This is a genomic window from Streptomyces sp. NPDC024632 (assembly GCF_055559175.1).
Genome location: NZ_JBVHLD010000017.1, coordinates 154,838 through 168,114 on the forward strand (window position 1 = coordinate 154,838; position 13,277 = coordinate 168,114).

Consider the following 13,277-nt stretch of genomic DNA (forward strand, 5'->3'; position numbering starts at 1 on the left):
CCACCACGGGTAGGGCCGAAGGTGCCTTGAGAAAGTGCCCTCCCCCCCCCCCCCCCCCCCCCCCCCCCCCCCGGTGGGGGAGGGGGTGGTTCCGGTGGCCAAGGAGGACTCCGAAGGAACGGGGGAGGGGACGCCGCCGGGTGCGGGCGCCGAGGGGTGCGGGGGTGGTACGGCCGCCGCGGGCCGGTGCCGCGCGCTACGGCGCGTGCCGGTGCGGCGAGCCCAGCCCCTCGTCCTCCGCGTCGGCCCACAGGCCGCGGTCGTACGGCGCGTCCGGGATCGTCACCATCTCGACCTTGCGGATGCCCGCGGTCGTCGGGACGGCCTCGTGCAGCAGAGCCAGGCTCTCCCGCAGATGGGCCGCGTCGGCCCGCACCCTGCGCATGTCCAGGCTGTCGCCCACGTGCTCGTCCAGCCGCCCGACGCAGCGCATCAAATCGTCGAGCCGCCGGGTGACCGACGTCAGATCGTCTTGCAGGGACATACGGATGCCTCACCTTCTCCGCCGTGCGGGGGTGATGCGGTTGATGACGCTGCCGCGCCTGGAAGTGTCGCGCGTCACACCTTCGGTTGGGAAGACGCGTGCACCAATTCCCCTCCGGGGCGGTTCGCCGGTCTCCGGGCGCGCCGCCCGCCCGGCCACCCCGCGCAGTCCCCCGCGCCCCTCATGGGCCGCCCCCCGCGCCAAGGGGCCGTCCGGGTGGAAGAGCGGGGCATTGCGGTCGTGTCGGGGCGGAGAGCCGCTCCTCGTCCCCTCCACTGGGAAGTGATTACCCGGAAATCAGGCCAAATGAGTATGTCCCCGGTCTATGCCGGGCCGCCGGAGGTGTCCGATCCATGAACCGCAGCGCGAACCCACCCGTATTGCGCGCCGCCGTGGCGCTGACCGCCGGGGCGGCCATGACCCTGACCGCCTGCTCCTCGGGCGGCGGCGCCGCCGGGACGGCGGGCACCGACATCGCGACCGTCTCGCGCGCGGGCGTCCGCGACGGCGGCACGCTGCGCTGGGCGACCGATGAGCTGCCCCGCACGCTGAACGCGTACCAGGCGGACGCGGACGCCGACACGCTGACGATCGCGGGAGCCACCCTCCCGGCGATGTACCGGCTCGACGGCCACGGCTCCCCGCGGGCCGACAGCGACTTCCTGGCGAGCGCGGACGTCGCGCAGTCACCGCGCCAGGTGGTCACGTACCACCTGAACCCCAAGGCGAAGTGGAGCGACGGCCAGGCGGTCGGCGCGGCCGACTTCGTCGCCCAGTGGAAGGCGCTGAACGGCAAGAACAGCGCCTTCTGGACGGCCCGCAACGCCGGTTACGACCGGATCTCCGACGTCCGGCAGGGCAAGGACGCCCAGCAGGTCGACGTCACCTTCGCCAGCCCGTACGCGGACTGGAAGTCGCTGTTCAGCCCGCTGTACCCGAAGTCGGTGACCAGTGACGCGGACACCTTCAACGACGGCGTGCGCACCAAGCTGCCGGTCGTCGCGGGCCCCTTCGCGGTCGAGGCCGTGGACACCAAGAAGGGCACCGTCACGCTGGACCGCAACAAGGCATGGTGGGGCGAGCCCGCCAAGCTCGACCGGATCGTGCTGACCGCCGTGCCGGTGGACAAGCGCCCCGCCGCGCTCGCCGCGGGCACCCTCGACCTGGCCGAGATCGACCCCGGCGCGGTCACCGCCGTGACCGGGACCAAGGGCCTGGCCGTACGGAAGGCGCCCGACGCCGCGTACGCGCAGCTCGCCATCAACGGCAGTACGGGACCGCTGGCCGACGAACGCATCCGGCACGCCGTGGCCCGCGCCATCGACCGCAAGGCCATCGCCACCGCCGTGCTCAAGCCGCTCGGGCTGCCCGACGAGGCGCTCGGCAACCACCTGGTGCTGCCCTCGCAGGACGGCTACCGCGACAACAGCTCGGCGCTCGGCACCAACGACGTGCAGCAGGCCCAGGCGCTGCTGGCCGACGCGGGCTGGACGCGCAGCAACGCCAAGACCGGCGACCAGGCGGCCGGCGGCCCCGGCCGTACCGCGGCCTCCGGCGCCGTCACCGTCGTGGAGCCCGCAGCCGCCGTGAGCAAGGCGGGCAAGCAGCTCACCATGCGCTTCGTGCTCCCGGCGGACTCCCCGACGCTGGACGACGTCGGCACCCGGATCGCCTCGATGCTCTCCGGCATCGGCATCCGCACCGAGATCACCAAGGTCGCGGGCGACAGCTACTTCCAGGACCACATCGCCTCGGGCGACTTCGACCTGGCGCTCTACTCCTGGCCCGGCACGGCCTACCCGGCCACCGACGACACCCCGATCTTCGCCAAGCCGGTGCCCGCCCCCGACGGCTCGCTGACCGTGGCGCAGAACTACACGCGGGTCGGCACCGACCAGATCGACCAGCTCCTGGACCGGGCGGGCGGCGAGCTGGACACCTCCGCGGCCCGCGACCTGACCTCCAAGGCCGACGCCCGGATCTGGGCCGCGGCCGGTTCCATCCCGCTCTACCAGCGCCCCGGCCTGGTCGCGCTGCGCACCACCGTCGCCAACGCGGGCGCCTTCGGCTTCCAGACCCCCGACTACCAGAACCTCGGCTTCCGCAAGTAGGCGCGCGCGGTCGCGGAAAACCGTGCGATTACGGGCCCCAAATCCCCTCTGAAGCCAGCCATCGGCGGCCGAGGGGGGTTGGGGCCCGTACCATGGGGTAAGGCCGCGGCGTGACCTTGCCCGGCAGGCGAGCGCGTCAACGAGGAACGCGACGTCCATCCACGATTCCGGGAGAAGCGCCGCAGCATGTCCACGCGCCACGATATTCGTAACGTCGCCATCGTCGCCCACGTCGACCACGGCAAGACGACCCTCGTCGACGCGATGCTCAAGCAGGCCGGCGCATTCGCCGCCCACCAGCATCTCGACGATCGGATGATGGACTCCAACGACCTGGAGCGCGAGAAGGGCATCACCATTCTCGCGAAGAACACCGCCGTGAAGTACCACCCCAAGGGCGGTGGCGATGTCATCACGATCAACATCATCGACACCCCGGGCCACGCCGACTTCGGCGGCGAGGTGGAGCGCGGCCTGTCCATGGTCGACGCGGTCGTGCTGCTGGTGGACGCCTCCGAGGGCCCGCTGCCGCAGACCCGTTTCGTGCTCCGCAAGGCGCTGTCGGCGAACCTGCCGGTCATCCTCTGCGTGAACAAGACGGACCGCCCCGACTCCCGGATCGACGAGGTCGTCAACGAGACGTACGACCTGTTCCTGGACCTGGACGCCACCGAGGACCAGATCGAGTTCCCGATCGTCTACGCGTGCGCGCGGGACGGCATCGCCTCGCTGACCAAGCCGGAGAACGGCACGGTTCCGGCCGACAGCGACAGCCTGGAGCCGTTCTTCTCCACGATCCTGTCCACCGTCCCGGCCCCCACGTACACCGAGGGCGCGCCGCTCCAGGCGCACGTCACCAACCTCGACGCGGACAACTTCCTCGGCCGTATCGCCCTGCTCCGGGTGGAGGAGGGCGAGCTGCGCAAGGGCCAGCAGGTCGCGTGGATGAAGCGCGACGGCTCGGTCAGCCAGGTCAAGATCACCGAACTGCTGATGACCGAGGCGCTGACCCGCAAGCCCGCCGAGATGGCGGGCCCCGGCGACATCTGCGCGGTGGCCGGTATTCCGGAGATCACCATCGGCGAGACGCTGGCCGACCTGGAGAACCCGGTCGCGCTGCCGCTCATCACGGTCGACGAGCCCGCGATCTCGATGACCATCGGTACGAACACCTCGCCGCTGGTCGGCAAGGGCGGCAAGGGCCACAAGGTCACCGCCCGCCAGGTCAAGGACCGCCTCGACCGGGAGCTGATCGGCAACGTCTCGCTCCGCGTGCTGCCCACCGAGCGCCCCGACGCCTGGGAGGTCCAGGGCCGCGGCGAGCTGGCGCTGGCCATCCTGGTCGAGCAGATGCGCCGCGAGGGCTTCGAGCTGACCGTCGGCAAGCCGCAGGTGGTCACCAAGGTGATCGACGGCAAGATCCACGAGCCGGTCGAGCGGATGACGGTGGACTGCCCCGAGGAGTACCTGGGCGCGATCACCCAGCTCATGGCGACCCGCAAGGGCCGCATGGAGACCATGACGAACCACGGCTCCGGCTGGGTCCGCATGGAGTTCGTCGTCCCGGCCCGCGGCCTGATCGGCTTCCGTACGGAATTCCTCACCGACACCCGCGGCACCGGCATCGCGCACAGCATCTTCGAGGGCCACGAGCCGTGGTTCGGCGACCTGCGGACCCGTAACAACGGCTCCCTGGTGGCCGACCGCGCCGGTGTCGTGACGCCGTTCGCCATGATCAACCTCCAGGAGCGCGGCGTGATCTTCGTCGAGGCGACCACGGAGGTCTACGAGGGCATGATCATCGGTGAGAACTCGCGGTCCGACGACATGGACGTGAACATCACCAAGGAGAAGAAGCTCACCAACATGCGCGCCGCGTCCGCGGACAACACCGAGAACGTGGTGCCGCCGCGCAAGCTCTCGCTGGAGCAGTCGCTGGAGTTCTGCCGCGAGGACGAGTGCATCGAGGTGACCCCGGAGACGGTCCGCATCCGCAAGGTCGTCCTGGACCAGAAGGAGCGGGGACGCTCGGCCGCTCGGGCCAAGCGCTGACCGCGCAGCGCCCGTAGGGGCGCGGGGAGCCGCGCGACCAGACTCCGCCGCCGGACGGCGGGGACCGGTCACGCGCTCTCCGCGCCCCTTTTGGGTTTTTCGCACTGTCCGTTATCCGGACGTTCATCTCCGCTCAGCGGCGTAAGAAAGATCACACTGTCCGTTTCGAACCTGTCTGTGTACGTTCCAGATTGTCCGAATTTTGAGCAGGCTCCTCTGCCCATCGTGACCGAAGCGAAACCAGACCCTGTTCCGAGCGACCTCAAACGTGCCCGATAGTGGACGAAGTTGAGCTCGGGTCAATGGGTCACGCGCTGATGGGGAGCGCCGACTCACGAGCACGGAAGGCCAGGCCCTTCTCCTGTCAGGGGTGTCAGGAGTGTCAGCGGCGACCGGCCTTCCTTTCACGTATCGACAGTGACTCCTGAGGAGGCAAACCCATGCGCGGTGCCAAGAGCGCCAAGTGGGTCATAGGCGCGGCAGTCGTCGCCCTCGCGGCAACCGCCTGCGGTTCCGGTGATTCGGACAACAAGGCCGGCGGTTCCAACGACGGCATCGTCAGGGCGTGGTGGGGAGACCCCCAGAACCCCCTGGAGCCGGCGAACACCAACGAGGTCCAGGGCGGCAAGGTCCTGGACATGATCTTCATGAACCTCAAGGAGTACGACCCCAAGACGGGGAAGGCCAACCTTGAGGCCGCTGACTCGATCACCACGACCGACCAGCAGAACTTCACCATCAAGATCAAGCAGGGCCTGAAGTTCTCCGACGGCACCCCGGTGACCGCCAACTCGTTCGTCGACGCCTGGAACTACGGCGCGCTGCTGACGAACAAGCAGCTCAACGCGTACTTCTTCGCGGACATCGACGGCTACGCCGCGGTGCACCCCGACAAGGAGGGCGCCGCCCCGACCGCGAAGACCATGTCGGGTCTGAAGGTCGTGGACGACACCACCTTCACCGTCAAGCTCACCCAGAAGTTCTCCACGTGGCCCGACCGCCTCGGCTACAAGGCGTTCGCGCCGCTGCCGAAGTCGTTCTTCACCGACCACGCCGGCTACCTGAACAAGCCGGTCGGCGACGGCCCGTACATGATCGACTCGTACAGCAAGGGCTCCAGCATGAAGCTGGTCCCGAACCCGAACTACACGGGCCCGAGCAAGCCGAAGAACAAGGGCGTGCTGCTGAAGGTCTACACCGACAGCAACACCGCCTACGCCGACCTCCAGGCGGGCAACCTGGACGTCCTGGACGACGTTCCGGCCGAGCAGCTCAGCCACGTGAAGTCGGACCTCGGCGGCCGCTACCTCAACCAGCCGGCCGGCATCATCCAGACGGTCTCCTTCCCGCTGAACCAGAAGGCGTGGAGCGCCCCCGGCATGGAGAAGGTCCGCCAGGGCCTGTCCATGGCGATCGACCGGAAGACCATCACCGAGAAGATCTTCCAGGGCACCCGCACCCCGGCCACCGACCTCACCTCCCCGGTGCTGGGCGCGGCCGGCGGTTACAGCGACTCCGTCGGCGGCGAGTCGGTCACGTACGACCCGGTCAAGGCGAAGCAGCTCATCCAGGAGGGCGGCGGCATTCCCGGCGGTCACATGACCATCGGGTACAACGCCGACACCGGCTCGCACAAGCAGTGGGTCGACGCGGTCTGCAACAGCATCAACAACGTGGTGGGCAACAACAAGGCGTGCGTCGGCGCCCCCACCGGCACGTTCGCGGACTTCCGCAACCAGATCACCAAGGGTGAGATGACCCAGCCGTTCCGCTCCGGCTGGCAGATGGACTACCCGCTGATCGACAACTTCCTGACGCCGCTGTACGTGACGGGCGCCAGCTCGAACGACTCGCACTACAGCAACCCGCAGTTCGACTCGCTGATCAAGCAGGCGAACTCGGAGCCGGACACCGCCAAGGCGATCGGGTTCTACCAGGACGCCGAGAAGATCCTGATGAAGGACATGCCCGTCATCCCGCTCTGGTACCAGAACGGTGGCGCCGGCTGGTCGTCCCGGGTGTCCAACGTGACGGAGAACGCCTTCAGTGTCCCCGTCTTCACCGACATCACGGTCAACAACTGACCTGATGCGGTAAGCGCGCCCGCCATGGCACCCCGTGGCGGGCGCGCGTTCGGGGGGAACTGACAGCAACCGCTCGCGGTGCGGAGGTCGGCCGGGGTCACAAGCCCCGGCTCACGTCTGCCCCGATCCCTGGAGGACAGATGGGGCGCTACGTCATTCGACGACTGCTCCAGATGGTTCCGGTCTTCATCGGAACCACCTTTTTGATCTTCGTCATGGTCTACGCGCTCGGCGACCCGGTGGCCGCCATGTTCGGCGACCGGGCGCCCGACCCCGCCACGGCGAACCAGATCAGGCACGACCTGTATCTGGACCACTCGCTGCCCGCGCAGTACGGGCACTACATGTGGCAGATCCTCAGCGGCAACTTCGGTACCGCCGCCACCGGGCAGCCGGTCACCGAGCTGATGGGCACGGCCTTCCCGGTCACCATCCGGCTGACCATGGTCGCCTTCGCGATCGAGGCGGTCGTCGGCATCGGGCTCGGCCTGCTGGCCGGGCTGCGGCGCGGACGGTTCGCGGACTCGGGCGTGCTCGCGTTCACGCTGCTCGTCGTGTCCATTCCGACCTTCGTGACCGCCTTCCTGCTCCAGTACTTCGTGGGCGTGAAGTGGGGCCTGGCCAATCCGGCGGTCGCCGAGGGCGCCCCGATCGGTGACCTGATCCTGCCGGGACTCGTCCTGGCCGGTGTCTCGCTCGCCTATGTGGCCCGGCTGACCCGTACCTCGGTCGCGGAGAACTCCCGCGCGGACTACCTGCGCACGGCCGTGGCCAAGGGCCTGCCCAAGCGCCGCGTGGTCACCGTCCACCTGCTGCGCAACTCGCTGATACCCGTGGTGACCTTCCTCGGCACCGACCTCGGCGCGCTCATGGGCGGCGCCATCGTCACCGAGCGGATCTACAACATCCACGGCGTCGGCTACCAGCTCTACCAGGGCATCCTGCGGCAGAATCCGCCGACCGTCGTCGGCTTCGTGACGATCCTGGTGATCGTCTTCCTGGCCGCCAACCTGCTCGTCGACCTGCTTTACGCGGTCCTGGACCCGAGGATTCGCTATGTCTGAGATGTCCGACGCCCGGAGCGCCGCGAACGCGATATCCACTGCGCCCGCCGGGCTGCCCGTGGACGGACCGCGCGGCCCGGGGGAGCCGTCGAAGCCGTCGCGTGACGCGGAGCGCGAGAAGCCGCGCAGCCTGTGGAACGACGCCTGGCACGACCTCAGCCGCAAGCCGATGTTCTACGTGTCCGGGCTGCTGATCCTCTTCCTGGTCGTCATTTCGATCTGGCCCAGCCTGATCGCCGGGGGCAGCCCGCTCTCCTGCGACCTCGCCAAGTCGCAGAACGGGGCGACCTCCGGGCATCCCTTCGGCTTCGACCAACAGGGCTGCGACGTCTACACCCGCACCGTCTACGGCGCGCGCGCCTCGGTGTCGGTCGGCATCTTCGCGACCCTCGGCGTCACCGTGCTGGGCTCGCTCCTCGGCGGCCTGGCCGGTTACTTCGGCGGCTGGTGGGACTCGATCCTCTCCCGGATCAGCGACATCTTCTTCGGCATCCCGATCCTGCTCGGCGGCATCGTCTTCCTGTCCGTGGTCAAGGGCGGCAGCGTCACCACCGTTTCGCTCTTCATGATCCTGCTGGGCTGGCCGCAGATCGCGCGTATCGCGCGCGGCTCGGTCATCACGGCCAAGCAGCAGGACTACGTGCAGGCGGCGCGGGCACTCGGCGCGGGCAACGCGCGGATGCTGCTGCGGCACATCGCGCCCAACGCGCTCGCCCCGATCATCGTGGTCGCGACGATCGCGCTGGGCACGTACATCTCGCTGGAGGCGACGCTGTCGTTCCTCGGCGTGGGCCTCAAGCCGCCGGCCGTCTCCTGGGGCATCGACATCTCCCAGGCGTCCACCCAGATCCGCAACGCGCCGCACATGCTGCTGTGGCCCGCGGGTGCGCTCAGCGTGACGGTGCTGGCGTTCATCATGCTCGGCGACGCGGTGCGCGACGCCCTCGACCCCAAGCTGCGCTAGGAGGTACGGCGTTGACTGTCATCGATGAGACCGCGAGCGCCCCGGCGCCCGGCGTGCCGACGGCTCCGCTGCTCGAAGTACGGGACCTGCACGTCGAGTTCCACACCCGCGACGGTGTCGCCAAGGCCGTGAACGGCGTCAACTACTCGGTGAACGCCGGGGAGACGCTGGCCGTGCTCGGCGAGTCCGGCTCAGGCAAGTCCGTGACCGCGCAGGCGATCATGGGCATCCTCGACATGCCGCCCGGCCGTATCCCGCAGGGCGAGATCCTGTTCCAGGGCCGCGACATGCTCACGATGTCCGGCGAGGAGCGGCGCAAGCTGCGCGGCCGGAAGATCGCGATGATCTTCCAGGACGCGCTGTCGTCCCTCAACCCGGTGCTGTCGGTGGGCTACCAGCTCGGCGAGATGTTCCGGGTGCACCAGGGCCTGTCCCGCAAGGCCGCCAAGGCCAAGGCGGTCGAGCTGATGGACCGGGTGCGCATCCCGGCGGCGAAGGAGCGGGTGAACGACTACCCGCACCAGTTCTCCGGCGGTATGCGGCAGCGCATCATGATCGCGATGGCGCTCGCCCTCGAACCCGACCTGATCATCGCGGACGAGCCGACGACCGCGCTCGACGTCACCGTGCAGGCGCAGGTGATGGACCTGCTGGCCGAACTCCAGCGGGAGTTCAACATGGGCCTGATCCTCATCACCCACGACCTGGGTGTGGTCGCGGACGTGGCCGACAAGATCGCGGTGATGTACGCGGGCCGGATCGTCGAGAGCTCGCCGGTCCACGAGATCTACAAGCGGCCCGCGCACCCGTACACCAAGGGCCTGCTCCAGTCGATTCCCCGGCTGGACCAGAAGGGCCAGGAGCTGTACGCGATCAAGGGGCTGCCGCCCAACCTGCTGCGTATCCCGTCGGGCTGCGCCTTCAACCCGCGCTGCCCGATGGCCCAGGACATCTGCCGCACCGATGTGCCCGTGCTGCACACGATCGGCGACGGGCGCGGCAGTGCCTGCCACTTCTGGAAGGAGACGCTCGGTGAGTGACCTCTCGAACCGGGGTGAACCCATCCTCCAGGTGCGGAACCTGGTGAAGCACTTCCCGCTGACGCAGGGCATCCTGTTCAAGAAGCAGGTCGGCGCGGTCAAGGCGGTCGACGGGATCTCCTTCGACCTCTACCGGGGCGAGACGCTGGGCATCGTCGGCGAGTCCGGCTGCGGCAAGTCCACGGTCGCCAAGCTGCTGATGAACCTCGAACAGGCCACCGCGGGCGAGGTGTTCTACAAGGGCGAGGACATCACCAAGCTGACCGGGCGGGCCCTGAAGGCGGTCCGGCGCAACATCCAGATGGTGTTCCAGGACCCGTACACCTCGCTCAACCCGCGTATGACGGTCGGCGACATCATCGGTGAGCCCTTCGACATCCACCCCGAGGTGGCTCCCAAGGGGTCGCGCCGCAAGCGTGTCGAGGACCTGCTGGACGTGGTCGGCCTCAACCCCGAGTACATCAACCGGTATCCGCACCAGTTCTCCGGCGGCCAGCGGCAACGCATCGGCATCGCACGGGGGTTGGCGCTCAACCCGGAGATCATCATCTGCGACGAGCCGGTCTCCGCGCTCGACGTCTCGGTGCAGGCCCAGGTCATCAACCTGATGGAGAAGCTCCAGGACGAGTTCACCCTCTCCTACCTCTTCATCGCGCACGACCTGTCGATCGTCCGGCACATCTCCGACCGCGTCGGCGTGATGTACCTCGGGCGGATGGCGGAGATCGGCACCGACACCGAGATCTACGAGCACCCGACCCACCCCTACACCCAGGCCCTGCTCTCGGCCGTCCCGGTCCCGGACCCGGCCGCGCGTGAGCACCGCGAGCGGATCATCCTCTCCGGCGACGTGCCCTCCCCGGCCAACCCGCCCTCCGGCTGCCGCTTCCGCACCCGCTGCTGGAAGGCCGAGTCCCGCTGCGCCGAGGAGACCCCGCTGCTGGCGATCCCCGCCCGCTTCCAGGGCGGCTCCACCCCGGCCACCCACGAGTCGGCCTGCCACTTCGCCGAAGAAAAGGACGTCGTCGGCGCCGCCTGACGATCCCCCACCCCACAGGGGCGCCCCCCACCCCGGGGGGCGCCCCTCTCGCGCGCGTCAGGCGTGGACGTCAGGCGTGGGCGGCCTCGCGGTCGGCTTGGCTGCGCAGGACGCAGAATTCGTTGCCCTCGGGGTCGGTGAGGACGGCCCAGCCGGTGCCGTCGGGGTGGCGGCGGTCGGTGAGGAGGGTGGCGCCGAGGGCGAGGAGGCGGTCGACCTCCTCGTCGCGGGTGGTGTCGGGCCGCAGGCACAGGTGGACGCGGTTCTTGACCGTCTTGGGCTCGGGCACCTGGTTGAAATGGAGCAGGGGGCCGTCCGCGAGGAGCACTTGGACCTCCGGGTCGCCCGGCCGGTCCTCCGGATCCAGCGGACGGCCGGTGACGCCGCTCCAGAAGAGAGCCAGGCTGTAGGCGTCCGCACAGTCGATCGCCACGTTCTGCACTACCGAGACCATGGCCCGAGCCTTCCCGATCCCGACGCCCGGCGCCACCGGGTATCCGCCGGACACGTCCTCGGACGGTGCCGCTCTCCCACCGCACGGACCGGACGGGCGAGCGGGCGCGGCCGCCTCCATTTTTGACGCGGACAGGTCACTTCATGCGGGCCGTGACACGGCTTTCTGGCAGGGCGTAGCGCCATGGCCAACGCATTGGACATGCCGACACGGAGTAGTAGAAGTGCGACTTTGGCTCTATTGCGGTGTCATGGGTGACTAAGTGTCATTTGTGATCCATGAGGAGGCACGCGATGCGCGGAGCCACGCGCTTGAAGTGGGCCGTCTGTGCGACGGCCGTCGCCCTGGCAGCCGCCGCCTGCGGCAGCAGCAGCAACAACAGCGGTGGGGGCGGCGGCGGCAGCGGCTCCGGCGTCGTGCGCGCTTCCTGGGGCGACCCGCAGAACCCGCTGGAGCCCGCCAACACCAATGAGGTGCAGGGCGGCAAGGTGCTCGACATGGTCTTCCGCGGCCTGAAGAAGTACGACCCGAAGACCGGCAAGGCGACCGACATGATCGCCGACTCGATCACCACCACCGACTCGCAGACCTTCGACATCAAGATCAAGTCGGACTGGACCTTCAGCAACGGCGAGAAGGTCACCTCCGACTCCTTCATCAACGCCTGGAACTACGGCGCGCTGCTGAAGAACGCCCAGATCAACGCGTACTTCTTCCAGTACATCGACGGGTACGACAAGGTCCACCCGGACACCGCGGGCGCCAAGTCGTCCGCGACCACGCTCTCCGGTCTGACCAAGGTCAGCGACACCGAGTTCAAGGTGAAGCTCAACCAGAAGTTCTCCACCTTCCCCGACACCCTCGGGTACTCGGCGTACTACCCGCTGCCGAAGGCTTTCTTCGACGACCACGCCGCCTGGCTGAAGAAGCCGATCGGCGACGGCCCGTACACCATCCAGTCGTACAGCAAGGGCTCGCAGATGAGCCTGCGCAAGTGGGACGGCTACAAGGGCCCGGACCCGGCCCAGAACGGCGGCGTCGACCTGCGGGTCTACACCGACAACAACACCGCCTACACCGACCTCCAGGCGGGCAACCTGGACCTGGTCGACGACATCCCGGCCTCGCAGCTCAAGAACGTCAAGAGCGACCTCGGCGACCGGTACATCAACCAGCCCGCCGGCATCATCCAGACCCTCGCCTTCCCGCTGTACAACTCGCGGTGGTCGTCCGCGAACTCCGCGAAGGTCCGGCAGGGCCTGTCGATGGCGATCAACCGCCAGCAGATCACCCAGCAGATCTTCCAGAACACCCGCACCCCGGCCACCGACTGGACCTCCCCGGTGCTGGGCGCGTCCGGCGGCTACAAGGCGGGCCTGTGCGGCGCCGAGTGCACGTACGACGCGGCCAAGGCCAAGCAGCTCATCCAGGAGGGCGGCGGCCTGCCGGGCGGCAGCATCACCATCGGCTACAACGCGGACACCGGCTCCCACAAGGAGTGGGTCGACGCGGTCTGCAACAGCATCAACAACGTGCTGGGCAACAACAAGGCGTGCGTCGGCAGCCCCACCGGCACCTTCGCCGACTTCCGCAACAAGATCGTCAACAAGCAGATGGACAACCCGTTCCGGTCCGGCTGGCAGATGGACTACCCGCTGATCCAGAACTTCCTCCAGCCGCTGTACTACACCAACGCGTCGTCCAACGACTCGCACTACAGCAACGCCAACTTCGACAAGCTGGTCAACCAGGCCAACGCCGAGACCGACACCGCCAAGGCCGTCGGCCTCTTCCAGGACGCCGAGCGCCAGCTCGTCAAGGACATGCCCGCGATCCCGCTGTGGTACCAGAACGGCAGCGCCGGGTACTCCGACAAGATCACCAACGTCGAGCTGAACCCGTTCAGCGTCCCGGTCTACAACGAGATCAAGGTCAAGTGACGTCCGCCGGAGGCCGCACCGGTAACCCGGTGCGGCCTCCGGCCG

General features: G+C 68.5%; 10 protein-coding genes. 8 read left to right on the forward strand and 2 right to left on the reverse strand.

Going from position 1 to position 13,277, the window contains the following annotated elements:
* Positions 1–196 precede the first annotated feature (196 nt).
* A complete protein-coding gene (locus ACZ37P_RS29950; RefSeq protein ID WP_355348291.1) occupies positions 197–484 on the reverse strand; it encodes a hypothetical protein in 288 nt (95 codons plus the stop codon).
* 353 nt (positions 485–837) lie between these two features.
* Here ACZ37P_RS29950 and ACZ37P_RS29955 point away from each other — a divergent pair, with 353 nt between their 5' ends.
* The 7 genes from ACZ37P_RS29955 to ACZ37P_RS29985 all read left to right on the forward strand — a co-directional run bounded on the left by ACZ37P_RS29955 (position 838) and on the right by ACZ37P_RS29985 (position 10,838).
* Positions 838–2,595, forward strand: a complete 1,758-nt coding sequence (locus ACZ37P_RS29955; protein ID WP_355348288.1) for an ABC transporter family substrate-binding protein — start codon at positions 838–840, stop codon at positions 2,593–2,595.
* A 186-nt stretch (positions 2,596–2,781) separates the two neighbouring features.
* Positions 2,782–4,647 (forward strand): translational GTPase TypA, encoded by a 1,866-nt coding sequence (gene typA, locus ACZ37P_RS29960; RefSeq protein ID WP_355348285.1) that lies wholly within the window; start codon positions 2,782–2,784, stop codon positions 4,645–4,647.
* A 440-nt stretch (positions 4,648–5,087) separates the two neighbouring features.
* Complete coding sequence (locus ACZ37P_RS29965; RefSeq protein ID WP_391049267.1) at positions 5,088–6,731, forward strand: peptide ABC transporter substrate-binding protein; 1,644 nt, start codon at positions 5,088–5,090, stop codon at positions 6,729–6,731.
* Positions 6,732–6,871: 140 nt separating this feature from the next.
* The gene (locus ACZ37P_RS29970) at positions 6,872–7,795 is read left to right on the forward strand and encodes an ABC transporter permease (RefSeq protein ID WP_188285682.1); all 924 of its coding nucleotides are present in this window, start codon (positions 6,872–6,874) and stop codon (positions 7,793–7,795) included.
* A 1-nt stretch (position 7,796) separates the two neighbouring features.
* Entirely contained in the window at positions 7,797–8,759 is a 963-nt protein-coding gene (locus ACZ37P_RS29975) for an ABC transporter permease (protein ID WP_355348360.1), read from the forward strand.
* 11 nt (positions 8,760–8,770) lie between these two features.
* Positions 8,771–9,799, forward strand: a complete 1,029-nt coding sequence (locus ACZ37P_RS29980; RefSeq protein WP_467349474.1) for an ABC transporter ATP-binding protein — start codon at positions 8,771–8,773, stop codon at positions 9,797–9,799.
* Entirely contained in the window at positions 9,723–10,838 is a 1,116-nt protein-coding gene (locus tag ACZ37P_RS29985) for an ABC transporter ATP-binding protein (RefSeq protein WP_467349476.1), read from the forward strand. The genes ACZ37P_RS29980 and ACZ37P_RS29985 overlap by 77 nt, the downstream gene beginning before the upstream one ends.
* A gap of 70 nt (positions 10,839–10,908) precedes the next feature.
* On the opposite strand, the gene ACZ37P_RS29990 is transcribed toward ACZ37P_RS29985, so the two are convergent.
* Positions 10,909–11,292 (reverse strand): VOC family protein, encoded by a 384-nt coding sequence (locus ACZ37P_RS29990; protein ID WP_467349477.1) that lies wholly within the window; start codon positions 11,290–11,292, stop codon positions 10,909–10,911.
* A gap of 293 nt (positions 11,293–11,585) precedes the next feature.
* On the opposite strand from ACZ37P_RS29990, the gene ACZ37P_RS29995 reads away from it, so the two are divergent.
* A complete protein-coding gene (locus ACZ37P_RS29995) occupies positions 11,586–13,232 on the forward strand; it encodes a peptide ABC transporter substrate-binding protein (RefSeq protein ID WP_355348269.1) in 1,647 nt (548 codons plus the stop codon).
* The last annotated feature ends 45 nt before the right edge of the window (positions 13,233–13,277 follow it).

Bases quoted from the DNA above. Each gene is read 5' to 3' on its own strand.
- ACZ37P_RS29950 (WP_355348291.1), bottom strand. From the start codon at position 484: ATGTCCCTGCAAGACGATCTGACGTCGGTCACCCGGCGGCTCGACGAT.
- ACZ37P_RS29955 (WP_355348288.1), top strand. From the start codon at position 838: ATGAACCGCAGCGCGAACCCACCCGTATTGCGCGCCGCCGTGGCGCTG.
- typA (WP_355348285.1), top strand. From the start codon at position 2,782: ATGTCCACGCGCCACGATATTCGTAACGTCGCCATCGTCGCCCACGTC.
- ACZ37P_RS29965 (WP_391049267.1), top strand. From the start codon at position 5,088: ATGCGCGGTGCCAAGAGCGCCAAGTGGGTCATAGGCGCGGCAGTCGTC.
- ACZ37P_RS29970 (WP_188285682.1), top strand. From the start codon at position 6,872: ATGGGGCGCTACGTCATTCGACGACTGCTCCAGATGGTTCCGGTCTTC.
- ACZ37P_RS29975 (WP_355348360.1), top strand. From the start codon at position 7,797: ATGTCCGACGCCCGGAGCGCCGCGAACGCGATATCCACTGCGCCCGCC.
- ACZ37P_RS29985 (WP_467349476.1), top strand. From the start codon at position 9,723: ATGTGCCCGTGCTGCACACGATCGGCGACGGGCGCGGCAGTGCCTGCC.
- ACZ37P_RS29990 (WP_467349477.1), bottom strand. From the start codon at position 11,292: ATGGTCTCGGTAGTGCAGAACGTGGCGATCGACTGTGCGGACGCCTAC.
- ACZ37P_RS29995 (WP_355348269.1), top strand. From the start codon at position 11,586: ATGCGCGGAGCCACGCGCTTGAAGTGGGCCGTCTGTGCGACGGCCGTC.